Source organism: Flavobacteriaceae bacterium (assembly GCA_014075215.1).
In the GTDB taxonomy this organism is placed as follows: domain Bacteria; phylum Bacteroidota; class Bacteroidia; order Flavobacteriales; family Flavobacteriaceae; genus Polaribacter.
Map to the genome: position 1 here is coordinate 504,592 of CP046177.1, position 25,371 is coordinate 529,962.

Annotated in this window: 23 protein-coding genes; 9 read left to right on the top strand and 14 right to left on the bottom strand. The window is 35.4% G+C overall.

Features of this window, described 5'->3' with window-relative positions; translation table 11 throughout:
* Positions 1–14: 14 nt before the first annotated feature.
* Together GKR88_02590 and GKR88_02595 are read right to left on the bottom strand one after the other, a co-directional pair.
* Complete coding sequence (locus tag GKR88_02590; GenBank protein QMU63271.1) at positions 15–4,433, bottom strand: translocation/assembly module TamB; 4,419 nt, start codon at positions 4,431–4,433, stop codon at positions 15–17.
* 85 nt (positions 4,434–4,518) lie between these two features.
* Complete coding sequence (locus GKR88_02595; protein QMU63272.1) at positions 4,519–4,662, bottom strand: hypothetical protein; 144 nt, start codon at positions 4,660–4,662, stop codon at positions 4,519–4,521.
* A 150-nt stretch (positions 4,663–4,812) separates the two neighbouring features.
* Between GKR88_02595 and tsaD the strand changes: the two genes are divergently transcribed.
* Positions 4,813–5,841 (top strand): tRNA (adenosine(37)-N6)-threonylcarbamoyltransferase complex transferase subunit TsaD, encoded by a 1,029-nt coding sequence (gene tsaD / locus GKR88_02600; GenBank protein QMU63273.1) that lies wholly within the window; start codon positions 4,813–4,815, stop codon positions 5,839–5,841.
* Between the two features lie 53 nt (positions 5,842–5,894).
* Here tsaD and GKR88_02605 read toward each other — a convergent pair whose 3' ends face one another.
* The 12 genes from GKR88_02605 to GKR88_02660 all read right to left on the bottom strand — a co-directional run bounded on the left by GKR88_02605 (position 5,895) and on the right by GKR88_02660 (position 15,889).
* On the bottom strand, positions 5,895–6,509 hold the full coding sequence (locus GKR88_02605; GenBank protein ID QMU63274.1) for a redoxin domain-containing protein: 615 nt from the start codon (positions 6,507–6,509) through the stop codon (positions 5,895–5,897).
* A 6-nt stretch (positions 6,510–6,515) separates the two neighbouring features.
* On the bottom strand, positions 6,516–6,992 hold the full coding sequence (locus GKR88_02610; GenBank protein ID QMU63275.1) for a redoxin domain-containing protein: 477 nt from the start codon (positions 6,990–6,992) through the stop codon (positions 6,516–6,518).
* A 203-nt stretch (positions 6,993–7,195) separates the two neighbouring features.
* Positions 7,196–7,972 (bottom strand): S1/P1 Nuclease, encoded by a 777-nt coding sequence (locus tag GKR88_02615; protein QMU63276.1) that lies wholly within the window; start codon positions 7,970–7,972, stop codon positions 7,196–7,198.
* A 388-nt stretch (positions 7,973–8,360) separates the two neighbouring features.
* Positions 8,361–8,678, bottom strand: coding sequence for a heavy metal-binding domain-containing protein (locus GKR88_02620; GenBank protein QMU63277.1), 318 nt, complete (start codon positions 8,676–8,678; stop codon positions 8,361–8,363).
* A 1-nt stretch (position 8,679) separates the two neighbouring features.
* Positions 8,680–9,603, bottom strand: coding sequence for an SPFH domain-containing protein (locus GKR88_02625; GenBank protein QMU63278.1), 924 nt, complete (start codon positions 9,601–9,603; stop codon positions 8,680–8,682).
* 88 nt (positions 9,604–9,691) lie between these two features.
* Complete coding sequence (locus tag GKR88_02630; GenBank protein QMU63279.1) at positions 9,692–10,267, bottom strand: hypothetical protein; 576 nt, start codon at positions 10,265–10,267, stop codon at positions 9,692–9,694.
* A 54-nt stretch (positions 10,268–10,321) separates the two neighbouring features.
* A complete protein-coding gene (locus GKR88_02635) occupies positions 10,322–11,881 on the bottom strand; it encodes a glutamate--tRNA ligase (GenBank protein ID QMU63280.1) in 1,560 nt (519 codons plus the stop codon).
* 618 nt (positions 11,882–12,499) lie between these two features.
* Positions 12,500–12,691 carry a hypothetical protein gene (locus tag GKR88_02640; protein ID QMU63281.1) on the bottom strand — a complete coding sequence of 64 codons (192 nt, stop codon included), beginning with the start codon at positions 12,689–12,691 and terminating at the stop codon, positions 12,500–12,502.
* A gap of 11 nt (positions 12,692–12,702) precedes the next feature.
* Positions 12,703–13,017, bottom strand: coding sequence for a transposase (locus GKR88_02645; protein QMU63282.1), 315 nt, complete (start codon positions 13,015–13,017; stop codon positions 12,703–12,705).
* A 136-nt stretch (positions 13,018–13,153) separates the two neighbouring features.
* Positions 13,154–13,825: a LysE family translocator gene (locus tag GKR88_02650; GenBank protein QMU63283.1), complete on the bottom strand. Its 672-nt coding sequence runs from the start codon at positions 13,823–13,825 to the stop codon at positions 13,154–13,156.
* Positions 13,826–13,844: 19 nt separating this feature from the next.
* Complete coding sequence (locus GKR88_02655) at positions 13,845–14,891, bottom strand: 2Fe-2S iron-sulfur cluster binding domain-containing protein (protein ID QMU63284.1); 1,047 nt, start codon at positions 14,889–14,891, stop codon at positions 13,845–13,847.
* Positions 14,891–15,889: an aspartate-semialdehyde dehydrogenase gene (locus GKR88_02660; protein ID QMU63285.1), complete on the bottom strand. Its 999-nt coding sequence runs from the start codon at positions 15,887–15,889 to the stop codon at positions 14,891–14,893. Before GKR88_02660 ends, GKR88_02655 begins: the two co-directional genes overlap by 1 nt.
* Before the next feature lie 269 nt (positions 15,890–16,158).
* On the opposite strand from GKR88_02660, the gene GKR88_02665 reads away from it, so the two are divergent.
* The 8 genes from GKR88_02665 to GKR88_02700 all read left to right on the top strand — a co-directional run bounded on the left by GKR88_02665 (position 16,159) and on the right by GKR88_02700 (position 25,344).
* Positions 16,159–17,190, top strand: coding sequence for a rhodanese-related sulfurtransferase (locus tag GKR88_02665; protein QMU63286.1), 1,032 nt, complete (start codon positions 16,159–16,161; stop codon positions 17,188–17,190).
* Between the two features lie 189 nt (positions 17,191–17,379).
* Positions 17,380–18,636, top strand: coding sequence for a hypothetical protein (locus tag GKR88_02670; GenBank protein ID QMU63287.1), 1,257 nt, complete (start codon positions 17,380–17,382; stop codon positions 18,634–18,636).
* On the top strand, positions 18,611–19,111 hold the full coding sequence (gene gldH, locus GKR88_02675) for a gliding motility lipoprotein GldH (protein ID QMU63288.1): 501 nt from the start codon (positions 18,611–18,613) through the stop codon (positions 19,109–19,111). The genes GKR88_02670 and gldH overlap by 26 nt, the downstream gene beginning before the upstream one ends.
* 1 nt (position 19,112) lies before the next feature.
* Positions 19,113–21,392 carry a penicillin-binding protein gene (locus tag GKR88_02680; protein QMU63289.1) on the top strand — a complete coding sequence of 760 codons (2,280 nt, stop codon included), beginning with the start codon at positions 19,113–19,115 and terminating at the stop codon, positions 21,390–21,392.
* A gap of 122 nt (positions 21,393–21,514) precedes the next feature.
* A complete protein-coding gene (locus GKR88_02685) occupies positions 21,515–22,219 on the top strand; it encodes a 3-oxoacid CoA-transferase subunit A (GenBank protein ID QMU63290.1) in 705 nt (234 codons plus the stop codon).
* The gene (locus GKR88_02690) at positions 22,219–22,872 is read left to right on the top strand and encodes a 3-oxoacid CoA-transferase subunit B (protein ID QMU63291.1); all 654 of its coding nucleotides are present in this window, start codon (positions 22,219–22,221) and stop codon (positions 22,870–22,872) included. Before GKR88_02685 ends, GKR88_02690 begins: the two co-directional genes overlap by 1 nt.
* A gap of 409 nt (positions 22,873–23,281) precedes the next feature.
* Entirely contained in the window at positions 23,282–24,043 is a 762-nt protein-coding gene (xth, locus tag GKR88_02695; GenBank protein ID QMU66621.1) for an exodeoxyribonuclease III, read from the top strand.
* Positions 24,044–24,054: 11 nt separating this feature from the next.
* A complete protein-coding gene (locus GKR88_02700; protein ID QMU63292.1) occupies positions 24,055–25,344 on the top strand; it encodes a transglycosylase SLT domain-containing protein in 1,290 nt (429 codons plus the stop codon).
* Positions 25,345–25,371: the final 27 nt, after the last annotated feature.

Below are 25,371 nucleotides of genomic sequence, written 5' to 3' on the forward strand. Positions count from 1 at the left end.
GCTGTGGCACAACTCTAATTTTTCAAAAACAACTCCTTGTTTTTGAAATTTATCAAAGTCCTCTTTTTCGCTTTGGCAGTGTCCTCTTTTTTAGGGGTTGTTTTCTTTTTCGGTTTTTTCTTTAATCCTATTTTCTGAAGCAATTCGGACAGGGTATTGAAGTTTACCTGGTAGTTCAATCCGGCTCCCTGTGTATATCCTTCTTCCTGAGTTGAATACTGGATTTCATTTTGTCTGTTAAAGATAACCCCCTTAAAAGTTCCGTTTTTATTTAATAGCACTTCTACCTTTACCTCTCCTACCACACTGGATTGTGTTTGTGCTCCAACGGGTACTCCGACCTTTCCGTTTATAATAATTCTATCGCTTATTTGTGTAGTCAAAGACGCTTCAAAAGTGTTATCCGTAGCTAAATCATTTTCAACATTTTGAGGGGTACCTTGTTTATAATCCAGATTGATTTTTACTTTGTCATCTCTGGAGCTTATAATATCAGACAATATAGATCCTACCAGATTTGATGTGGTTCCTGCAATCAAGTTATTTCCATCTATGTTTGCCCTGTCAAGCTCCATAAAACTCCCAAATACTAACAATGAAAAGAATTGTCTCATTTTAGCATTTTTATTATTATCATTTAATACAAAATCCAACTCACTTTCTATAGTTGAATTTGAATTGGGGATTTGTATGTCAAACTCTTGTTTGGAATTGAACAACCCACCCGTAATTTTTGTAATCAAATTGACATCAATCTTTCTATTGGTATTAAAATTTTCTAATAATACTGCCGGGTTTGCTTTGGTTGTATATAAGGCTGTTACATTTAAATCGGCATTATACGGATCTCCACTCCAGGAAACCGTACTTCCTTTAACGATAGCAAAAGGTTTATTCACTACTCCTCCGTATTTTAAATTATAAAAACCGTTGTCAATAGTAAAATCTCCATACATATTAAAAGTTCCTCTGGTGTCAATTTCGATTTGCAAGTCTCCCGCTCCGCTGCCTTTTAGTTCGCTTCCGTTTACTTCGTCAATTACTACTTGTGCTATGGCATCTTTTGTCACTTCCAAATTGATAAATAACGATACTCCTTCAATAGCTTCCAAAGCCAGTTCTTTTTGTCTGTCTTCGGAGAGCGTACCGGAGTTAAAATGAATTAATTTGTAACTTTCTACTGTGGCGATGTCTTTTAGCGGAATTACGAACAGTGTGTTTTTCTCGGTTTTTCCGTTAACAATGATGTCTAATTTGTCAGTAAGCCCGGTAATTTCTGCAGCACCTTTAATAAATGCGGTCCCATAGTATTGTGCTTCTTCCGTATTTTCAGTGTCCATTACCAGCAGATTATCGGTATCTATTTTAATGTCTAACACCCACGCGTCAAAATTTTGATGTATAATGGCTCCGGATAGGATGCCTCTGGTATGGTGTTTTGTATCTAACAGCGTAATATCGTTTAATATAAAAGATTGTCCCTTCAAACCAATAAGTGATGTCCCTTCAAAATCGTAATCCGTATTTAAGTACGGAAATTTTAATCCTGCGCCTTTTAATACCAGGCCGCCATTCATATCGGGATTTCTCAGAAACCCTTTTAATGTAAAATTTCCGGAGGCTGATCCTCTTATTTTGGATAGGACGTCCTTGCCCAGCGGGCTGAATGCATTTAGTTTAAAATCTTCTAGGAATACGGAAAGATCTATGGTAGGCCTCGCGTTGGAAAAATCCAAATCACCTGTAGTAGCAATGCTTTTAACGCCTTCTTTTTCTAATGACAGACCTACATTATATTTTTCGTAAGAATTATTGCCTTCTACATTAACTGCTAAGTTCCCTTGTACAAAATCATTTACTTTAAAATGATTTATTACCAGGTTTCCTCCGGGATTATAGACTCCTTTTTTCTGGATAAAATCTATACTTCCATTTAATTGCCCTTTCATTTTTAAGCTGTCAATGGCAGGCAGAAAGTTCTCTAAAGCAACTTCTGTAAAGTCGACTTGTAGATTTTTATATGTGGAATCTCTTAGAGAACCCTTAAAATTAACTTGTTGTTTTCCTGATTTTATGAGAAAAGGAGAAAAAGTATATTCTTTAGTATTTAAGTCAAAAGTAACTTTATTATTTGCATTATTATCAGGGTTGATACTCCAGTTATGATCTCTAAAATTAAAAGTGGATTTTTGAATTCCAAGTACCGATTTTTTGGTATTGTTGATAGTATAGAAAAAGTCTACATTGAACTTTTCATTATCATTTGCACCACCTCTAAAAACCGATTTAAAAAACAGGGTATCATTTACGGTTTTATTTAGCAGGTTTAATTTTGAGAAAGAATATTGTTTGGTACTTAATTTATTGATGATTAGTTGAGAATTATACAGCTCGTTTTTTGTATCTGTCCTCAGTAAAAACTGATCTATCTCATTTCCGTATGCAATAATTTTGGGAGAAGAAATCGTAAGTTTTAACCGGTTATTATCTGCATTGATAAACCCTCTTACTTTGGTATTATTGTCTATGGATATATTTGGGAAAAATACATCCACCGCCTGGCTATATACTGAAAAATCAAAATTGATAAATTGATGCGGTTTTACTTTATACGGATGGTAATTAGTATATATATTCCCAAAAGCATTTTGTGCTAACGGTAATAATTCTTCAAAGGTAAAATTGCCTGTTAACTCTCCTTTTACGATATCTTCGGAATCAATTCTTATTTGTTTAATCGTATCTTTTATGGTGGAGAATATTAAAAATTGCTTAAAAGAAAATTTTTTCCTGTGATTTATGTATTCAATATTTTTAAAATTGGCCACACCTATGAGGCTGTTTAGTTGATTCCCTCTTATATCGAGATCAATGGTTCCTTTTAGTTCGGAAATGCTATCCTTAACGTACAGGTTGGTTGTTTTTAAATCCGCATAAGCAATCGTTGCATTAAAGTCGAATTGGTGTTCTTCGGATATAATATCTGCCAGTCCTTTGAATGACATTTTTAAATTTTCATCATCTACGGAAAAAGTACCGTCAAATAAGTTATTTTTGTATCTCCCGTCTATGAGAATATTCTGGTAAGGATATCCTTTAAATTCAAACTCCGAAACCTTACCAGTTAAAGTAGTATTTATATTTTCAGGCAGAAAACCACTTCCTTTTATATCTCCTTTAAAAGAGATATTTCCAAGCAACGGATTTTTAAAAAAACGGCCTAAGCCAAAATCTATAAGGCCTATCTCTCCGTTATAATGAGCATCCTCTGCAGTATCTATATCTGTAATTTCCAGATCTGCAACCGTTGTTCCTATTTCGGAAACAATAGTTACCGTAGCACTTAAATCGGAAGAGGTTATTTTTGTTTTTCCTTCCAGAGTAAACTCTCCAAGATTTATGAATGCTGAGGGCAGGCTTTTCCCAAGGAGGTTCGGCAGCATCTTCTTTAGGTGTATATAACGGGTCGTTATATTTTCTAATTCCCCGTCAAAAACAAATCCTTTTTCTGTGTTTACGACATTTTTAAAATCCATATTTCCAACAATGCGGGTTCCCTGGTCGGAAATCGCATCGAGGTTTGTTACCTTAAAATCATTTAGAAAGCCGGTTGCAATTCCTGAAAAATGCAAAACATCGTTTCCGTCTAATTCATCGTATAACTTCTTTACGTCTTCAACAGATATACTACTTAGCTTAAAAGTAGCAGCAATTGCGACACTGTCGTTAAAATACTTTAGGTTTTCTTTTTTATAATGGAACTCAATTTCAGCTTCGATTTTAGATTTTTGAGTTCGCAGCATGGTGTTATAAAACTGCATCTGTGTTTTTGAATAGGCAAAATCAGTAGTCAGGTTTGTTATTTCAATATCTTTATTATCTGTGAAATACAACCCTCTTATTTTAATAGCAACATTTGGCCCGACGATAGAAAAATCCCGAAGGTTTCCTCCTCCGTCTGTAAGCCCAAACAAAAAAGGGTCTTCATCATTTTCATCTATGAGCTTAAAATTTAGATTTTCCAAATAAATATCGGAGGTTCTGAGTATAAATGGTGTATACGTATCATCTTGGGGTGTTGGCTCATCTTCAAAACTATCAGTAAAAACAGAAAGATTGTCGTCCATTTCGCCTTTATATGTTTTTATGTGAAAGTTGACCCCGTCCAAAGAAATACTTTTTAGATTTACATTGCCGTTTAATGCTCTTTTTGCATTTAATAATGCCGTACTCAGCTTGTCTATAAAAATCAATGTATCTTTATGGTGGTCTCTGATTTCTATACCTTTTAGAGAAATAGCTCCCAGTAAAGAAAGGTCTACCTTTTTTATTACCAAGTCCGTTCCAAAATCCTGATTTATTTTTTCTGTTGCCAGTTTGGCCAGCTTGGTTTGTATGGCAGGAATTGATAAAAAAACGATGAGAAGCAGCATAAAAAGTATGAAATACTTTATGCATTTAATCAATATTTTAGAAAACTTCTTAATGGCTGAATGTATTGAACTCATTTAAACTTTTTCAATTTGCTAAAAAATTGCTGTTTTTAGCTCTGTTTTTGTCTTTTTTTCCTTCCGTAGCGCTGCTATGCAACTCAAAAAAGCCTTCAACAGAGCTAAAAACTTCTAATTTTCGCTTAAATCTAAAAAGTTTAAATGAGTTCATTTGTAATGTACGGCAAAACGATGTATTTGTTACAAATATTTTGCCATCTTACACAAAGAACGTCAAAATTAACAAACTATTAAATTTCTGACTTAAAAAACTGGTATTCACTTGAAAATATAACTAATTTTGCTTCAAATTTACATTTCTTTGAAAAAAGACACCGTATATATTTTAGGGATAGAATCTTCTTGTGATGATACCAGTGCATCAGTCATCCGAAATGATACTGTTTTGAGTAATGTTATTGCAAACCAGAATGTACATGCTGCGTATGGTGGGGTGGTTCCCGAACTGGCTTCAAGGGCGCATCAACAAAATATAGTTCCTGTTGTACAGCAGGCGATTAAGAGGGCAAGTATTAATATGACTCAATTAAATGCCATTGCTTTTACAAAAGGGCCGGGATTAATGGGCTCTTTATTGGTTGGAACCTCTTTTGCCAAGTCACTGGCAATGGGATTAGACATCCCTTTAATTGATGTAAATCATATGCAAGCTCATATTTTGGCACATTTTATTAAAAGCAATGATACCAAAATACCTCCGTTTCCTTTTATTTGTCTGACGATAAGCGGCGGACATACGCAAATTGTAAAAGTGAATGATTATTTTGACATGGAAGTATTGGGAGAAACAATAGATGATGCTGTTGGAGAAGCTTTTGACAAATCTGCCAAACTCCTTGGATTGCCATATCCCGGAGGTCCTTTGATAGATAAATATGGAAAGCAGGGAAACCCGAAAGCTTTCGCATTTAACAAACCTAAAGTAAGTCCATTAGCCTTTAGTTTTAGTGGACTAAAAACTGCTATTTTATATTTTTTACAAAAGAAGGTCAAAGAATCACCAAATTTTATCCAAGAGAATTTATATGACATTTGTGCATCTGTTCAGCATACGATTGTAGAAATTTTAATGGATAAGTTAAAGGCGGCAGTAAAAGAAACAGGAATAAAGCACATTGCGATTGCAGGTGGCGTTTCTGCAAACTCTGAAATCAGAAAACGGCTTGTACAAGCAGAAAAGAATGCAGGGTGGCATACGTATATTCCTAAATTTGAATACACTACAGACAATGCTGCCATGATAGCAATTACGGGCTACTTAAAATATTTAAATAACGAGTATGCCAATGTTTCCGTAGCAGCAACAGCACGATTAAAAGTTACCGAATAAAAAAAAAAGCTTGCAATTTCTGCAAAAGCAATAAATATGCCTAAAAAAGAATTTTATCTTTTGGTTTTTATACTACACCCTATAGCTCTGGTATAGGTTTTTACAGGTTTTTCTCCTTTCAACAGGGCATCTACAGCATTTTCTACGTATTTCTCTTTTACATTTGAAGGGCTTCGGGAACTATCATCGATGGCACCAATGTATTCAACAATCAGCTTACCATCCTCGTTATTTAAAATATATACATGAGGAGTTTTAGTCGCACCGTATTTCGGGTATATTTCCTGCCTCTCATCAAATAAATAGGGAAATGTAAATCCTTTATTTTTAGCTCTGATCTTCATTCTGTCATAGCTGTCTTCGGGTACTGCTTCCGGGTCGTTCGGGTTTATGGCAATGACAGGGTATCCTTTGGATTTATATTTTTTATCCAGAGCTATAATTCTATCTTCATTTGCAACAGAGTAAGGGCATGAGTTACACGTAAAAATGATGATAAACCCTTTTGCTTCTTTAAAATCTGCCATCGAAACCGTTTTCCCGTCTACATTTTTTAATGAGAAATCGGAGGCTACATCACCTACTTTATACCCTCCTGCGGGTTTTATGGTAAACGCTGCTGAAATTACCAATACTACTACAAGCGATATTCTTTTAATTGTTTTCATAATTGATTATTTTATAAATGGTTGAATTTTGTTTTCTAACGTTTCATACGTAAATGATTGTTCGTAAAATGTGCTGTTATCTTTATTGTAAATAAGTGTGGCCGGGATAGCCCCGGACCACTTTTCATCAATGTTATGAATCCAAAATTGCTCATTTGTATCGTTTAGTACCACAACTCTGGACTTTAACTCGTGTTTTTTAACAAAAGGAATTAATTTTGTGGTTATTTTGTCAGGAAAATCCAGGCTTACCAAAACAACCTCAACATTTTTATAGGTTTCATTTAATTTTTCAAAATAAGGTAGTTCTTTTACACAGGGGGCACACCAAGTTGCCCAGAAATTAATCACATAGATTTTATCATCTTGTACGTGCAAGATGGGTTTTAGTTCTTCATAACTGAGCATAGGTATTTCCGAAACTTTCTTTTTACAGGAAATAAGGTATATGGAAATAATAAATAATGCCAGTATTTTTCTCATATGGTAAAATTACAAATTAGATAGTGTTCTGAAAAACTATTAACTAAAACTTAACGGGTGCACGACAAATTTCCGTAAATAGAAGTTTTTATGATTTTTCAATTTCATCAAACACCTAATTTTGTTGAGTTTTTGGTTTTCAAAAAATCAGAGTTATTAACAAAAACGGAAATTTGTCGTACACCCCAACTTAACAGCCGGACTTATTTAAAAATATCATTTAATACTTTTGCCAGGCGGATACCTGCTTTTTGTATTTGTGTTCTGGCTGTGGTTAAATAATCATACGAGTACCGGTATCGCAAATCTTCATCTTCTTCAACAGAAGCATATATTTTTTTTGTAAGTATATGTGTTTCACCTACCCAATCAATAATGGAGCCCTGTTGAATTGCTTTTATTTGTGCTTTGGACAACAGGTCTGCATTATCTGCCAGTTCCTTGTAACTCATTTTAAAACCTTCTATCATTTTAGTATCCCAAACACTGTGTAAATTTGTTTTTCTACCAAACCATTTTACCTGTACTCTATTTCCTCCCCGGTCTTCTTTACGTCCAATATGTAGCGGTTGATGTAAATCGCCAATCAGATGGATCAGCATTTTCAGGTAAAAAGCTCTGTCTTCTTCCGAATTGTTTTTAATAATATTGATACATGTATCAATTCCGGTTACCAAATCTCCCGCAGGGTTTTTATCGGATTCTTTGTAATTTGAATCCAATGGCATATTGATAAAATGCCAGGTATAAAATCGGTTGTATTTTTTATCAGACTTAATCTCATCTGCAAATGTAGAGACAAAGGCGAGACTCTGACCTTTTAACAGTTTTCGAATCTTACGTTTGGCCTTATGGGTTAGGTGCTTACTTGCTATGACTCCAACGGTTCTATGCCCTGTTTTACCCCAAACAATTTCTGTTGCTTTTGTAGTGTATCCTGTGATAAGAAAAAAACCCACCAGTAAAATCCGAAAATTCATGATCATTGATTTTTTAGTTAACAGCTAATTTATAAAACATTTTTTTGATTACCTGTTATAATAACTAATGTAGTTGAAATTTAACATCTGTACAATCCGGATCAGGAGTATTCATTATTTTGCTTTATACCAAAATGAATACTAAAATAGTCCAATCTTGCTATGAAAATTCCAAATTCCATCGCTAAAAATACTCGGCGTAACTAAGCCTGCGTTTTTTAACTCGAACTTTGAAATTTTCCTCACACAATCTTTAGACCACTTTAATATTCTTTTTGGTATTAGATAAAAGAAAAAGCCTGCCGAACTTTTTTGCCAAATCAATTTCGATACGGAATATATCACCATTTTGCAAAGGTCTCAGAATGTAAAAAACTGCCTAAATCTCTTAAAATTTAACTGCTGTTCCGGAAGCAGTTACCATTAACATACTTCCGTTAGCCCCTACTGTTTCATAATCCAAATCAATACCAACAATGGCATCTGCCCCTAATCTGTATGCCTGATCTTCCATTTCGCGCAGAGCAGTTTCTTTGGCTTCTTTTAACACCTTTTCATAAGAACCCGATCTACCGCCTACAAAATCCCTGATTCCGGCAAATATATCTTTGAAAAAATTGGCTCCGATAATCGTTTCACCCGATACCAAACCCAGATATTCTTTAATAGGCTTTCCATCTAATGTATTTGTGGTTGATACTATCATTTTATTTACCTGATTTCTTTTTAGTATTTTTTATTGCTTCACCAATTTGATTACTTGCCGTAAAACTGGCTACCATATCGTTTAACATATTGCTTCCTGCCTGCGGAGAGTTTGGTAATAAAATCAGATTACTGTTTGTTTCTTGCCCAATAGATTGTAGGGTATCGTAATGTTGCGTAACTACTATCAAAGCAGAAGCTTCCTGTGAATTGATCCCTACTTTGTTTAATACCTCTACGGATTCTTCCAAACCACGAGCTATTTCTCTTCTCTGATCGGCAATTCCCTGGCCTTGTAAGCGTTTGCTTTCAGCTTCCGCTTTTGCTTTTTCTACGATTAGGATCCGGGCAGCATCTCCTTCAAATTGAGCGGCAATTTTTTCACGCTCCGAAGCATTGATCCTGTTCATAGCTTCTTTTACCTGTGCATCAGGGTCAATGTCTGTAACCAGCGTCTTAATAATATCGTACCCGTATTCCATCATTGCGTCGTTTAACTCGGATTTTACAGCAATGGCAATATCATCCTTTTTTACAAATACATCATCCAGTTTCATCTTTGGAACCTCGGCACGGACCACATCAAATACATAAGAAGTGATTTGATCGTGAGGATAATCTAATTTATAAAACGCGTCGTAAACCTTGTTTTTAATTACTTTAAACTGTACGGACACTTTAAGTTTTACAAATACATCATCTAATGTTTTGGTTTCAACAATGACATCCAATTGTTGAATTTTCAGGCTTAATCGACCTGAAATCCTGTCTATTAAAGGAATTTTGAGTCTGAGGCCGGAATGCCTGATGGCTACAAACCTGCCAAAACGTTCAACGACAGCTGCTGTTTGCTGTTTTACCATAAAAAAAGTGGAAAAGATCAACAACACGACTAAAAAAACTCCAATACTTATAAATACGATCATAATAATTTTTTAAAAGTTACTATTCATTAAAAATACAAAATCTTATACCTAACAAGACGCAAAAAAAAGAATTTGTTACAAAAAAAGATCAATAACGCCTTCTTCTGTCCGGGCCTGTTGTCCTTACAGGCTGCCTGACAGACCTTGGTTTTGCTTTCTTTTTTATTTTTTCAGTATATTTAATCCACTTCTTAAATTGCTTTTTGTCTAATAAAGCTTTTAAATCCACATGCAAAATACTATCCTTTTTTAATGCTTCTTTGCGTATCGGACCCATCACAACCTTTATTTTATCTCTGAAATTTTTCATAACAGAAATATCTCTTGTCTCCTCAACAATCTTTATGGAAGCATCATAAGTTGTTTTTAAATCATCCAAAGCATATTGGTTAATACGAGTAATATCTTTAATAGATGTATTATAGTTTTTTAGTACGGTTACTACTTTTTTACCTAAATCGCTTTTTTCTTTTACTCCTATTTTTTTACATGCTTTTTTGATGTCATAAGAGAGCAAACCAGCTAATTTTTCAGGCTCAAATTTAGGCCTTTTTATACCTCCGGTGTTTGTATTTGGGTATGCATTGTTTCTATTTTGGCGACCGAATTGTGCTGTAACAGACACAGTACATAGAAAGGTAATTAAAAAAATGAGTATTTTCATAATTTATACTTTGATTTTTTATCAGACTAAAAAATAGTGTTTTTTACAAATGTTTTAAATTGACTCTTCTTTTAGTTTGGAAACGATATTATGTATTCTTTTGATAGTTTCTTTTTTGCCAATTAATGTCATAATATTAAATAAATCAGGGCCTTTCAAATCTCCGGCTAAACTCAACCGCAAAGGTTGCATCACTTCACCGAAACGAACTTCATTATCAGTAATCCACGTTTTAACCTGACTTTCAATATTTTCAGAACTAAAATGATGAACAGATGCGATTGTTTCCGAAACACCATTCATAATTTTTGCAGTTCCTGTTTTCCAGCTTTTCCTGACAGCTTTTTCATTATATGTGGCAGGGCTTTCGAAAAAAAACGAACTTAATTCCCAAAAATCACTGACAAAAGCAGCACGTTCTTTGATTAGTGAAACCACTTTTAACGTATATTCTCTGTTAAAAATAATACCTCTTTCTTCAAGATAAGGTTTGTATAGATCAGTGAGATACCCGTTTTCTTTTTTTTGTAGATATTGCCGGTTGAACCATTTGGGTTTGTCAGGGTTAAATTTGGCTCCGGATTTGTTTACTTTTTTCAGATCAAAAGCTTCTGCTAATTCTTCCAAAGAAAAAATTTCCTGCTCGGTACCGGGATTCCACCCGAGTAAAGACAGCATGTTTATAAAAGCGTCATGAAAATACCCGCCCTCTCTATATCCTCTTGAAACAGCCCCTGTTTGTTCATTAGTATATGCCAGGGGAAACACAGAGAAACCTAACTTATCTCCGTCTCTTTTACTTAATTTTCCTTTACCAACAGGTTTTAAAATTAAAGGGAGGTGTGCAAATTTGGGAGGCTCCCAACGAAAAGAAGTATACAGAAGCACGTGCAAAGCCAAAGAAGGCAACCACTCCTCTCCTCGTATAACATGACTAATCTCCATCAGATGATCGTCTACAACATTTGCCAGGTGATAGGTAGGCATCCCATCGCTTTTAAACAGTACTTTATCATCCAGTATATTTGTGTCAACCCGTATGGTTCCGCGAATTTCATCTTTGATAGTCAATGCTTCATCTTGAGGAGATTTAAATCGAATCACATAGTTTTCTCCCGAATCAATTCGTTTCTTTACCTCTTCCTTGGAAAGCACTAAAGAATTAATTAAACGACCTTTTTCCCTGTTATGCCAATTGTAGATAAATGTTTTTCCCTTTTCTTCGTGTTGTTTTCTATGTGTATTCAGTTCCTCTGCAGTATCAAAAGCATAATATGCTTTTCCTTCGGCAATCAAACGATCTGCATACGGTTTATACAAATGTTTTCTTTCCGATTGGCGGTAAGGACCATAAGGATCATTCTTAGTACCTATACCAGACGTAGTTAAAACAGGGCCTTCATCAAAAGGAATGGAACACCAGTCTAAAGTATCCATGATATATTTTTCGGCATTTGCAACATATCTGGACTGATCGGTATCTTCTATTCTGACGATAAAAACCCCCCGGTGTTTCCTGGCAAACAGATAATTATACAATGCCGTTCTTACGCCACCAATATGCAAAGGTCCTGTAGGACTGGGAGCAAAACGAACTCTTACTTTAGATTTCATGGATACTTTTTGGTAATACAAATATACTCTACCAACGGTATTAAAAAAAGTGAATTAATCGTATAAACAGGATAAACTCATGCTTTGAGACCTTTGTCAAAATAGTGATATATTCCGTATTTGAATTGATTTGACTTCAAATTTCTTCTTTCTCGAAAATTTTAAATCCTCAAAATCAACAGGTTATTCCGGTTGAAAATGTTCTTCGGGAGTCGAACTTTTTTGCCAAATCAATTTTGCAAAGGTCTCGTTCACATAATCGAGTAGGAAGATAGGGATTATTTCCCTATCTGTCCTCTCACACCACCTAGCATACGATTCCGTATTGGGCGATTCCTTAAGTTTTAACTCTGACCTTTTGGTAATAATCCAGCATAAATATGTAGCCTGCTTGTCTAAGTCGATCTGTGGTAATGGTAGTGGCAAGTATAAAGCTGTTAGCTGTATGCCAATAACTCTTCCTTATGTTTGCCCATTGCCAAGCTTTAGATTTGTTTAATCCCAATTTGGTGAGATGCCTTAGTTTGGTCTTTATCTGTTTCCATTGTTTCCAAATAACCATTCTAAGCCGTCTTCTATACCACTCGTCTATGCTCTTTAACAGCTTCTCGTTATAGCCTAAGCTTCTAATTCTGTTTTTATTCTTAGAGACCGATAACTGTGATGACTCATTTCAAATATAGCATGTATTTCGATGGACAGCTTTTGGTTCTCTAACCATAATTTACTAGTACCTGAGCTTAACCAATTATAATAACCGCTTTTACTTACACCTAAGATTTGACACATCTTTTCAACAGGAAATTTCATTTTATGCTTTTTTATAAATCTAAATTTTTCCTGTCGCTCGTTGAAAAGATGCTGATCGCCTTTTTTAGAATATCACACTCTAATTCCATATCTGGTAATTGTTTCTTTAAACGAGCTATTTCTTTTTCCTCGTCTGTTTGCTTGGGATTACCCTTTCCCGGAAAACTATTTTTGCCATACTTTTTTTCTTCTCTACGCCAACGAAATAGAACCGAATAAGGAATATCTAATTCCTGGCAAACCTGTTTTACATTGCCGCGGGCATAACTTAATTCTACAGCTTTTTGTTTAAATGTGGGACTGTAATTACGTTTTTGTTTTTTCATAATTCAAAGTTAATTACGTTAACTCTAAATCTCGCTCCTTTATGTCCAGGCTAATGTAGTAAGTTCACTACATAAATCATTCCGTTTTTGGAAATAAGGTAGGGTTTAGGCAAATATTATTATTTTATACATGAGGCTATACATGCTCAACCTGCTCCATAAAATTATCTATTTTTTCTTTGGGAATAAACCCTTTAAGCATCAACCCGATTCCAAAAACAACGAGTATGATGCCCATAATTCTTTTTATTCTATAAATAACCAACGGTGTCATTTTACTTTTGAGTTGCTTTGCCAGAACAATTTTTCCAAGATCAGTAACAAAATAACTCATAATAATGATCGTAAAATAGTAGAGTATCCGGGTGGGGTTCATATCCAACGTAGGGCCAATAACAACAATTAAACCAAGCCAGAACGTCAGTACGCCAATATTTATAAAATTTAGAAAAAATCCTTTACATATAAGTTCAAGGTAATTCGTATTTCCCGATAGTACTTTGGAAGCCTTCACCTCTTTTTTTCCTGATCTGTCAAGATATGTAATGACACCGTATATAATTAAAATAAGCCCTCCGATAAAAAATAACCTGGGGTAGTCTTTAATTTTTTCAAGCAAATGCCTGCTGCCATAATAGGCAATAAGAATAAACGATACATCGCCCAGAATAACTCCCATATTGAAGGCAATTGCAGCTCTGACCCCTCTTAATATGCTTGTTTGTATAAGCATAAAAAAAACAGGCCCTATCATAAAAGATAAAAAGAAGCCTAAAAGCACCGCATTTTTAATATTGTAAAAATCCATATATCAGGATCGGTAATGGTTATATATCATCAAAATCAACCTTGATTTTTGAAGTCGTCGGATGTGCCTGGCAAGTTAAAATAAAACCTTCCTTTACTTCTCTGTCTGTTAACACCGTATTTTTATCCATAATCGCTTTACCTTCTGTTACTTTCGCTATACAGCTACTACAAATACCTCCCTCACACGAATAAGGAGGATCTATCCCTTTGCGAAGCGAAGCTGCCAATATCGTATCCGCTTGATTCATCGTAAAAGAAGTTTCATCATCGTCTAATAAGACGGTGATTTCGGTTAACCCTTCTTTTATTTGATCGTTGTTTTCTTTTTCCAACGAGGCAGAAAACCATTCGGATAAAATCATATGTTCATCAAAACCACATGTTTTCAGAGCCTCGGAAACCGTATGAATCATCTCTCCCGGGCCACATAAAAAAGCTCTTTTAAAAGAAGTTTCTTTGTAGATATTTTTTATATAATACATAACAATACGATCGTCTATTCTTCCGTGTTTTGAATTAGCGATGTGTTCTCTGCTGTAGACGTAATGTAAATTGAAACGATTCGAAAATTCACCGTGCAAATGATCCAAGGAGCCTTTAAAAATAGTATCCGCGGCGGTTTTATTCCCATAAACCAAGGTAAATGTTGCTCCGTTATCGTTCTCTAAAACCTCTTTAATCATAGACATAATCGGAGTGATTCCACTTCCCGCTGCAAAGGCGATATAATCTGAATTTGCTTCGGAATTTAAAATAAACCTGCCTTCGGGCCAGGTAACCTCCACCATATCTCCAGCTTTTAACCGAGTGTTGGCATAAACAGAAAAAGTACCATTTTCTATAGCTTTAACGGCAATTTTTAACACACCGCTTTTAGGAGACGAACAAATAGAATATGCCCTTCTTAATTCTTTACCGTCAACGGTACTTTTAATCGTTACATACTGCCCAGCTTCAAAAGAAAAAGTAGCTTTTAAATCTTCAGGAACTTCAAAAGTAATGGAAACAGCATTCGATGTTTCTTTAACAATCTTTTGTATAGGTATGGAGTAAAAGGGACTCATTAAGCATTCGATATTAGATGATTTTTAACCAGATATTCTGCAATTTGTATTGCATTTGTGGCAGCTCCTTTTCTCAAATTATCAGAAACAATCCATAAATTCAGAGCATTTTTTTGAGACAAATCTCTTCTGATTCTCCCTACAAATACATCGTCTTTTCCTTCGGCATAGAAAGGCATTGGATAGCTGTTGTTTTCAATATTGTCTTGTACGGTAACTCCTTCGGACGCAGCCAATAACTCCTTTAATTCTACAAGGTCAAAATCATTCTCAAATTCAATATTCACACTCTCGGAATGGCCTCCTACTACCGGAATCCGGACAGCAGTTGCAGTAATGGCAATAGTATCATCTCCTAAAATTTTACGTGTTTCATTAACCAATTTCAACTCTTCTTTCGTATATCCGTCAGCTTCAAAAACATCGCAATGCGGAATGGCGTTTTTATGAATTTGGTAGTGATACACTTTTTCGGCTGTTGCTCCTGCAAATTCGGAAGCCAACTGGCGAACCGCTTTTACACCGGTGCCCGTAACCGATTGGTAAGTAGAAATAACTAACCGTTTGATTTTATATTTCCTGTGTAAAGGAGCCAAAGCCACAACCATCTGTATGGTAGAACAATTAGGGTTTGCAATAATGGTATCTCCTGCAGTTAAAATTTCGGCATTGATTTCTGGAACAATCAATCGGTTTTCGGGATTCATTCTCCAAGCAGAAGAATTATCAATAACGGTAGTCCCTACTGCTGCAAATTTCGGAGCCCATTTTAATGAAGTACTCCTTCCAGCGGAGAATAATGCGATATCCGGTTTTGCAGCTATGGCATCGTCCATGCTTACAACCGAATAGTTTTTACCATTGTAAACCATTTGTTTTCCAACTGATTTCTTCGATGCAACAGGAATCAATTCAGTGATTTTAAAATTACGCTCTGCCAGAACCTGTAGCATTACATTTCCTACCATTCCGGTAGCGCCAACAACTGCAATTTTCATTTTTCCGGTTTTAAAACTTTCATTTAACTTAAGAACTTAGATATGCTAACCTCATTTACAAAATGCAAAGATGCTAAAAAATGTAGCAAAACTTCCATGTTTTTTATTAATTGATGAAAGGAAATCATTTGACCCAAATAATGCAGTTGAACATCTATGATTCTTTTTGGTATTAGAATTTGAAATGCAATTCCAATCGAAAATAATAGTACTTTAGCCAAAGATTACATTCGAACATCAAGTAATATGTTTAACTAAATTAGTATAGCATGCAACTGTACAATAAGTTAAGTGCTAAAGAACGCGCGGTTTTAATTGATAAGGCGGAAAAAGATCGTCTGACGATATCTTTTTATCGATATCACAAAATAGAAAACCCGCAGCTTTTTAGAAATCATCTTTTTATAGCATGGGATTGCTTTGAGGTCTTAGGAAGGATTTATGTTTCTTATGAGGGTATCAATGCACAACTTTCTGTTTCTGCGGAAAATTTCCGGTTATTCAAAGAGCACCTGGACAACATCTCTTTTTTAAATGGAGTACGTTTAAACATTGCTGTGGAACAAGGCAACAAATCTTTTTTAAAACTAAAGATAAAAGTTCGGGATAAGATTGTTGCCGACGGGTTAAATGACAATACATTTGATGTAACAGACATAGGGATTCACCTGAATGCCAAAGAATTTAATAGAATGCTGGAAGATCCGAAAACCGTTTGTATGGATATGCGGAATCATTACGAAAGTGAAATAGGCCATTTTAAAGGGGCAATAATACCGGATGTAGATACCTTTAGAGATTCGTTAGATATCATTGAAGAAGATTTGAAAAATCATAAAGAAGATAAAAACCTGTTGATGTACTGTACCGGAGGGATTCGATGTGAAAAAGCATCGGCTTATTATAAACATAAAGGATTTAAAAACGTATTCCAGCTGGAAGGAGGCATCATAGAATATACCCGACAGATAAAAGCCAAAGGAATCGAAAATAAGTTTATCGGTAAAAATTTTGTATTCGATCACCGGAGAGCTGAAAAAATTTCCGATGATGTCATTGCCCATTGCCATCAGTGCGGCAAACCCTGCGACACACATGTAAATTGTGCGAATGAAGCGTGTCATTTATTGTTTATTCAATGCGATGCATGTTCCGAAAGAACCGAGAATACTTGTTCTGCAGATTGTCAGGAAATCATTCATCTGTCATATGAAGAACAGAAAAAACGCAGAAAAGGAACACACAACAGCAATAAGATTTTCAAAAAAGGACGTTCTGAAGTATTGAAATTTAAGAAATGAAAACAAATTTTAGTAAAATTTTTCATTCCCTTTTACTCTTAGAATCCTTATATTTACAAGTCAATCAAAATAAGATAGGTTAATATGAGTATATTAATCTGAAAATCAATTAATAAGAATCGTAACGTTTTTAGTGTGTAAGCATATTCTTTGATCATGCAACAACTAAAAACGAAGAATGGATAAAATATGGGGTGTGGAAGTTGTGGAACGTCAAAAAACGGAGTTCCAAAAGGTTGTAAAAGTAATGGAAATTGTGCTACGGGAAGTTGTGAAAAGCTATCAGTGTTTGATTGGTTAGCTAATATGACACTTCCGGACAATGAACAGCGATTTCATATTTTTGAAGTACGTTTTAAAAACGGACGCAAACACTTTTATCGCAATCCGAAAAACATACCGTTGATTATTGGAGATGTGGTTGCTGTAGAAGTAAATTCGGGACATGACATAGGTGTTATTTCTTTGGCAGGAGAGCTGGTAAAAGTTCAAATGAAAAAAAGAAAGATAGCTTTTGATAGCAAGGAAATCAAAAAAATATATAGAAAAGCTTCCCAAAGAGATATAGATGTTTGGCAAAAAGCGAGAGATAAGGAACTTGAAACACAAACGAGAGGAAGGGAAATTATTAGTCGTTTAGGCTTAAAAATGAAGCTTTCCGATGTGGAGTATCAGGGAGACGGAAACAAAGCTACTTTTTATTATACGGCAGATTCCAGAGTAGATTTCAGACAACTCATTAAAGATATGGCTGTAGTATTTTCTATTCGAATAGAAATGAAACAAGTCGGAGCCAGACAGGAAGCTTCCAGATTGGGAGGAATAGGATCTTGCGGCAGAGAACTTTGCTGCTCTACTTGGTTGACTGATTTTAGAAAGGTTACTACAACTGCTGCAAGATATCAGCAGTTATCTTTAAATCCTTTAAAATTAGCCGGGCAATGCGGAAAGCTCAAATGTTGCTTAAACTATGAACTGGACACATATTTAGATGCTTTGGAAGATTTTCCCGAGCAAGAAACCATATTAAAAACAGAAAAAGGAGACGCTGTTTTTATTAAAATGGATATCTTTAAAAAACAGCTTTGGTATACCTATAAAGAAGAAGGAACAAAATGGTTTAAATTAACTCTGTACCAGGTAAAAGAGATCATCGCTCTTAACGAAAACGATGAACCGGGCTTAGCATTGGATGAATATGAATCCGAAACGGAAGAGCTGCCAAAAGTAGATTTCGGAAATGTAGTGGGGCAAGATAGTTTGACTCGCTTTGATATACCAAAGAAAAAACGAAGAAGAAACAGAAACAGACACAGAAAGAATGCAGCTGCGACAACTGAAGCAACTGCCGGAAAACCCAACCGGAAACCGGAAAATAAAAACCGGTACACCAAAAACAGAAAAAGAGGTAAAGGTTCTAATGGAAACAATAATCAAAAAAAATAAAAAACTTTTGATACTGGTTTTTATCGGATGTATTTCTTGTGTTTCTGATAATCAGATTTTTGATGAATACCAGACATTGGAAAATGCTATTTGGGAAGCAGATAAACCTGTCGAGTTTTATTTTTCCATAACAGATACGATTTCAAAAAATAACCTGTTTATAAATTTGAGGAATAACAATAAATATCCTTACAGTAACTTATACATCATAACACAATTGGATTTCCCCGATGGAAATCGCATTGTAGACACACTACAATATGCCATGACAGATACTAAAGGGAACTTTTTGGGAGCCGGATTTACCGAAATTAAAGAAAATAAATTGTTTTATAAAGAGCAAAAAGTGTTTCCCGTTCCCGGAGAATACCATATTTCAATACGTCAGGCAATGAGAAAAAATGGAGAAATAACTCAGATTAAAAAATTAGAAGGAGTTTCCGATATCGGTTTTAGAATTGAAAAAACAAAATAAAATGAAGAAGAAAAACAGACATTCTTACAAAAAATATATCAAGCGTTTTTGGATATTGGTACTTAGCGGCTTTGGAACCATCTTACTGCTATTTTTACTGGCTTCCTGGGGAGCTTTTGGAGTACTTCCGACTTTTGAAGAGTTAGAAAATCCCGAGAAAAATTTAGCGACGGAAATTATTTCCGCAGACGGAAAAACAATTGGAAAATATGCATACGAGAACAGGACTCCTGTAAGATACAAAAACCTGCCAAAAAACCTTGTAAATGCATTAGTTGCCACAGAAGACAAACGGTTTTATAGTCATTCCGGGGTTGATTTTAGAAGTACCGCCAGAGCTATTTTATATATGGGAAGAAAAGGGGGGTCAAGCACCATTACACAGCAATTAGCAAAGATGCTTTTTACAGGAAGAGCGTCTAAAAATATTTTCCTGAGAGTCATTCAGAAAATGAAAGAATGGGCAGTTGCAGTTAAATTGGAACGTCAATACACAAAAGAGGAAATCATTACCATGTATTTAAACAAATATGATTTCCTAAACCAAGCTGTAGGAATACGGTCGGCGTCAAGAATTTATTTTGGTAAAGAACCCAAGGCATTAACGATAGAAGAATCAGCGGTATTGGTAGGGATGCTTAAAAACTCCTCTCTTTATAATCCCAGAAGAAGAAAAGCACTGGTTGAAAAAAGAAGAAATGTGGTTTTAAAGCAGATGTACCGTAATGCGTTTTTGGACTTACCGGAAAAAGATTCCATTCAAAAAATCCCTCTCCAATTAAACTATAAACCTGAAAGCCATAATGATGGTTTGGCAACTTATTTTAGAGAATACTTAAGAGATTTTTTAAAAAAATGGGCAAAAGAAAACCCTAAACCTAACGGAGAGAGATATAATATAAATAGAGACGGGTTAAAAATTTACATAACGTTAGATTCCAGGATGCAACAATATGCAGAAGAAGCTGTGAAAGAACACATGGTAAATCTGCAAAAATATTTTTACAAAGATCAAAAGAAAAATAAAACAGCTCCTTTCTATGACCTGGAAGAAGAACAAATTGAATTGATTTTGTTAAGAGCAAAAAAGAATTCGGAGCGTTATCGGAAAATGAGACGGTCACAAAAATATTCTCAAGTGCAAATCGACTCTGCTTTTAATGCAAAAACCCAAATGAAAGTATTCTCTTGGAAAGGAGATATAGACACCATTATGACACCCAATGATTCTATAAAATATTACAAGTATTTTTTGCATTCGGCACTCCTTTCCATAGAACCGCAAACCGGACACATCAAAGCATGGGTTGGTGGGATCAATCATAAGCACTTCAAATACGACCATGTAAAACACGGGAAAAGACAGGTAGGATCTACATTTAAACCCTTTGTATATGCAACGGCCATAAACCAGCTGCGTTTATCTCCATGTGAAACCTATCCGATATCACCCTATACGATTCCAAAAGGGAGGCATGGACTTGCTGAAGCCTGGACACCGGACGATTCCGGAAAAATATTTGGAGGAGAACTAACATTAAAAGAAGCTTTGGCCAAATCTATCAATACGATGTCAGCTCGCCTTATAGATATGGTAAACCCCAAAAATGTAGTGCGTTTGGCGAAATCCGCAGGAATAGAAAACAGAGTTCCGGAAGTACCGGCGATTGCCTTAGGGGCCGTAGAACTTACCCTGATGGAAATGACAAGTGCTTATGCTACGTTTGCAAACAAAGGCCTTCGGGTAGAACCCGGTATGATTACCCGAATTGAAGATAAAAACGGAACGATATTAGCTCAATTTACACCTAAAACAAAAGAAGTAATGAGCGAGGAATCTGCCTATGTGATTTTAGACTTATTAAAAGGTGTAACCATGTATGGTTCAGGTGTTCGATTGAGGACAAAAGAACACTACCTGAAAGAGGTTATCACAGGGTTTCCGTATGAATTTACAAATCCGATTGCCGGAAAAACCGGGACCAGCCAAAATCATACGGACGGGTGGTTTATGGGAGTAGTACCTAACCTTGCTACGGGAGTCTGGACAGGAGGAGAAGATAATGCCATTCACTTCGAAAATTTAGCAGAAGGACAGGGCGCAACAATGTCGCTGCCTTCTTGGGCAATATTTATGCAGAAGGTATATGCCAACGAAACGTTAAATATAAGTAAGGAAGATTTTGAAAAACCGGAATATGTAGGAATCAATTTAAACTGCGGTTCAGGAAAAAAAGATGAAGAAATACATCCTGTAAAAGATGATGATACGGATTTTTAATACTATATTACTTTCGAGCATGTAAAAATGAAATTAGAAAATGATCCGTTTTGAGCATAATAAAGTAATTTGGATTTGTGATATCTTTATAAAAATGATTTCAGCGTTTCAACACAAACAAAATGATACATAAAGAAGTAAAAAATGTTCAGGAAGCCCTTGAAGGAGTTACCAGTGGAATGACTTTAATGTTAGGAGGTTTTGGGCTATGTGGAATTCCTGAAAATGCCATAGGAGAGCTGGTCAGGTTGGGTGTAAAAGGCCTTACCTGCATCTCTAACAATGCCGGAGTAGACGATTTTGGATTAGGCCTTTTACTACAGCATAAGCAAATACGAAAAATGATTTCATCTTATGTAGGCGAAAATGATGAATTTGAGAGGCAGATGCTTTCAGGTGAACTTGAAGTAGAATTAACACCACAAGGTACATTAGCGGAAAAATGCAGAGCTGCCCAAGCAGGATTTCCTGCATTTTATACTCCGGCAGGTTACGGAACCGAAGTAGCCGAAGGAAAAGAAACCAGAGAGTTCAACGGTAAAATGTACGTATTAGAACTTGCTTATACAGCAGACTTCTCTTTTGTAAAAGCGTGGAAAGGAGATAGCACAGGCAATTTAATTTTTAAAGGGACAGCACGTAATTTTAATCCGTGTATGTGTGGCTCTGCTCATATAACTGTGGCAGAAGTAGAAGAGTTAGTTCCCGTTGGAACATTGGACCCAAATCATATTCACATCCCCGGAATTTTTGTACAGCGAATTTTTCAAGGCGAGAAATATGAAAAAAGAATTGAACAACGAACAATCCGCAAACGAGAATTATAATGTTAGACAAAAACGGAATCGCTAAAAGAATAGCAAAAGAAGTAAAAAACGGTTACTATGTAAACTTAGGGATAGGAATTCCTACACTGGTTGCCAATTTTGTACAAGAAGATTTGGAAGTTGAATTTCAGAGCGAAAACGGTGTTTTAGGCATGGGGCCTTTTCCTTTTGAAGGTGAAGAAGATGCAGATATTATCAATGCGGGAAAACAAACCGTCACGACAATGCCGGGTGCCAGTTTTTTTGATTCTGCTACCAGTTTTTCCATGATACGCGGAAAACATGTACACCTGACCATCCTGGGAGCAATGGAGGTTGCAGAAAACGGAGATATTGCCAACTGGAAAATTCCGGGGGAAATGGTAAAAGGAATGGGAGGTGCAATGGATTTAGTAGCCTCTGCAGATAGTATTATTGTTGCCATGATGCATACCAATAAAAAAGGAGCATCAAAATTGCTAAAACGCTGTTCGTTACCTTTAACAGGTGTAGGATGTGTTACAAAGGTAGTTACTAATCTGGCAGTAATGGAAATTAAAAACAATCAATTTCATTTACTTGAAAGAGCTCCGGGAGCTCGTATAGAAGATATTCAAAATGCTACGGAAGGAACATTGGTGGTTGGAGATCATATCCCTGAAATGAATATATAATAACCTAGGAAAGAAAAAAAGTCAAGGTGAGGTCATTAAAGAGACCTTTGCAGAATTGATTTGACAAAAAAGTTCGACGCCCGAAGAAAATTTTCAACCGGAATAACCTGTTGGTTTTGAGGATTTAAAATTTTCGAGAAGGAAGAAATTTGAAGTCAAATCAATTTAAATACGGAATATATCACTATTTTGCAAAGGTTTCTAAAAGTAAAAACTAAAATACAGTTAAGAAAATAATCATTGAATAGCTGTTTAGATATCTAAAAGGAATTAGTAGAAAATTTTTTTAAACCTTTGGATCTTTCAATTTTTTTACTATGTATCCAAGAAATATAATTAGGTATCATAACGGACAATCAAAAGTAATAAAACCCTTTTTTAAAGAAGCAAAAAGCATACACAGATTTTGATGAAAATAATGTCTTATAATGTTAACGGAATCCGAGCAGCACTTAAAAAAGGCTTTTTAGATTGGCTGCGAAAAGCAAATCCGGATGTTATCTGTATTCAGGAAACTAAAGCCCATAAAGAGCAGTTAGACACTGAAGCATTTGAAGCTGCCGGATATCCATATCATTATTGGTTTTCAGCACAAAAAAGAGGCTATTCAGGTGTAGCTGTTTTTTGTAAAGGAAAACCGAACCATATAGCATATGGGACAGGAATTGAAACGATGGATTTTGAAGGAAGAAACCTTCGGGTAGATTATGACACCGTTTCTATTATGAGTTTGTATATTCCTTCCGGTACAAATTTAGATCGGTTGGAATTTAAGCTGAAATACATGGCAGATTTTCAGGAATATATACATAAACTAAAACAAGAAATTCCGAACTTGGTCATTTGCGGAGATTATAATATTTGTCATGAAGAAATAGATATCCATAACCCGAAAATGAAAAATGTTTCCGGATTCTTACCTGTAGAACGAGAATGGATTGGCAACTTTATTAATAGCGGTTTTACAGACAGCTTTCGTCATTTAAATAAAGATCCTCACCGCTATAGTTGGTGGAGTTACAGAGCAAATGCCAGAGCAAATAATAAAGGTTGGAGAATTGATTATAATATGGTTTCCGAACCGTTAAAAAATACCATTACAAGAGCATATATTTTACCCGAAGCAGAACATTCGGACCACTGCCCGATTGCAGTAGAACTTAATATCTAATCATTAATCGTATGAAAACCCCCCTGCTCATTATATGTAGTATTCTCTTTAGTTTGAGTTTGAATGCTCAATTGCATAAAGACGCTTTGTCCCTAGAAAAAAATATTGTCAAAACTTCTAAAGAAGCATTGTTTTCCGATGTAGACATTGCCCGTATAGACAGCTTGGTTTTAGACGCTAAATTTAACTCTCCTCTGTACGATACAGCAGCATATTTTATAAGAGATATCGCTACAAAAGAGGTGTCGTCTGTCCAATTAGCAGCAACTGTTTTAAAAAAACGCCTGGCAGCTATTAATGCTAAAACACCTTTTCATATTGCATACAACCCTGCACTGGAGAGGGTCATTAAATCGTATTTAAAATATCGCAGGAAGTACTATCCGAATTTAATGGCAAGGGCAACATACTACTTCCCAATGTTTGAAAAATACTTAGACCAATACAATATTCCTTTGGAAATGAAATATTTGGCAATTGTAGAATCTGCATTATACCCAAAAGCCAAATCAAGAGTGGGTGCTAAGGGCTTATGGCAGTTTATGTATCAAACAGGAAAACAATACAAGTTAAAAGTGAGTTCTTATGTTGATGAACGCCAGGATCCCGTAAAATCTACCATTGCAGCCTGTGAATACCTAAGTGATCTGTACAAAATTTTCGGCGACTGGGATCTGGCTTTAGCTGCCTATAATTCAGGCCCGGGAAATGTTTCCAAAGCAATTAAAAGATCCGGAGGATATAAGAACTACTGGAATATTCGCCGATATTTGCCAAGAGAAACAGCAGGTTATGTACCTGCTTTTTATGCAACCATGTATTTGTTTGAGTATGCCAAAGAACACCATTTAAGTAAAAACATTCCGAAAATATATCATTTTGAAACAGATACTATCCATGTTAAACGCACAATAAGTTTTAAACAAATATCAGAAAAAACAGGAATAGATATAAAAGTACTCTCTTTTTTAAACCCTTCTTATAAGTTAAATACGATTCCATATATAAAAAATAAAAATTATACGGTAACCATTCCTAAAATAGCTACCATAGGGTTCTTAAAAACCGAAAAAGAATTATATGCATTGGCAGACAGAAATGATGCAAAAAGAGAAAAACCACTTCCCAAATACTTTGAGGTGGATAAAAGGGTTCGCTACAGAGTGAGGCGTGGAGATTATCTGGGGAAAATAGCTCGTAGGTTTGGAGTGCGAATAAGTCAGATAAAAAAATGGAACGGTTTGAGAAGCAATCATTTAAGAATAGGGCAGAGGCTGAGTATTTACCCTAGGAGAATTTGAACGCCTAAATCAAATAAAAAAAGCCAT

Coding starts and splice junctions, on each gene's coding strand:
- GKR88_02630 (QMU63279.1), bottom strand. CDS start 10,267: ATGAAAATACTCATTTTTTTAATTACCTTTCTATGTACTGTGTCTGTT.
- GKR88_02625 (QMU63278.1), bottom strand. CDS start 9,603: ATGATCGTATTTATAAGTATTGGAGTTTTTTTAGTCGTGTTGTTGATC.
- GKR88_02665 (QMU63286.1), top strand. CDS start 16,159: ATGCAACTGTACAATAAGTTAAGTGCTAAAGAACGCGCGGTTTTAATT.
- GKR88_02590 (QMU63271.1), bottom strand. CDS start 4,433: ATGCTGCTTCTCATCGTTTTTTTATCAATTCCTGCCATACAAACCAAG.
- GKR88_02660 (QMU63285.1), bottom strand. CDS start 15,889: ATGAAAATTGCAGTTGTTGGCGCTACCGGAATGGTAGGAAATGTAATG.
- GKR88_02655 (QMU63284.1), bottom strand. CDS start 14,891: ATGAGTCCCTTTTACTCCATACCTATACAAAAGATTGTTAAAGAAACA.
- gldH (QMU63288.1), top strand. CDS start 18,611: ATGGAAACAATAATCAAAAAAAATAAAAAACTTTTGATACTGGTTTTT.
- GKR88_02680 (QMU63289.1), top strand. CDS start 19,113: ATGAAGAAGAAAAACAGACATTCTTACAAAAAATATATCAAGCGTTTT.
- GKR88_02615 (QMU63276.1), bottom strand. CDS start 7,972: ATGAATTTTCGGATTTTACTGGTGGGTTTTTTTCTTATCACAGGATAC.
- GKR88_02605 (QMU63274.1), bottom strand. CDS start 6,509: ATGAAAACAATTAAAAGAATATCGCTTGTAGTAGTATTGGTAATTTCA.
- xth (QMU66621.1), top strand. CDS start 23,282: ATGAAAATAATGTCTTATAATGTTAACGGAATCCGAGCAGCACTTAAA.
- GKR88_02670 (QMU63287.1), top strand. CDS start 17,380: ATGGGGTGTGGAAGTTGTGGAACGTCAAAAAACGGAGTTCCAAAAGGT.
- GKR88_02700 (QMU63292.1), top strand. CDS start 24,055: ATGAAAACCCCCCTGCTCATTATATGTAGTATTCTCTTTAGTTTGAGT.
- GKR88_02685 (QMU63290.1), top strand. CDS start 21,515: ATGATACATAAAGAAGTAAAAAATGTTCAGGAAGCCCTTGAAGGAGTT.
- GKR88_02640 (QMU63281.1), bottom strand. CDS start 12,691: ATGAAATTTCCTGTTGAAAAGATGTGTCAAATCTTAGGTGTAAGTAAA.
- GKR88_02595 (QMU63272.1), bottom strand. CDS start 4,662: ATGAACTCATTTAAACTTTTTAGATTTAAGCGAAAATTAGAAGTTTTT.
- GKR88_02635 (QMU63280.1), bottom strand. CDS start 11,881: ATGAAATCTAAAGTAAGAGTTCGTTTTGCTCCCAGTCCTACAGGACCT.
- GKR88_02650 (QMU63283.1), bottom strand. CDS start 13,825: ATGGATTTTTACAATATTAAAAATGCGGTGCTTTTAGGCTTCTTTTTA.
- GKR88_02690 (QMU63291.1), top strand. CDS start 22,219: ATGTTAGACAAAAACGGAATCGCTAAAAGAATAGCAAAAGAAGTAAAA.
- GKR88_02610 (QMU63275.1), bottom strand. CDS start 6,992: ATGAGAAAAATACTGGCATTATTTATTATTTCCATATACCTTATTTCC.
- GKR88_02620 (QMU63277.1), bottom strand. CDS start 8,678: ATGATAGTATCAACCACAAATACATTAGATGGAAAGCCTATTAAAGAA.
- GKR88_02645 (QMU63282.1), bottom strand. CDS start 13,017: ATGAAAAAACAAAAACGTAATTACAGTCCCACATTTAAACAAAAAGCT.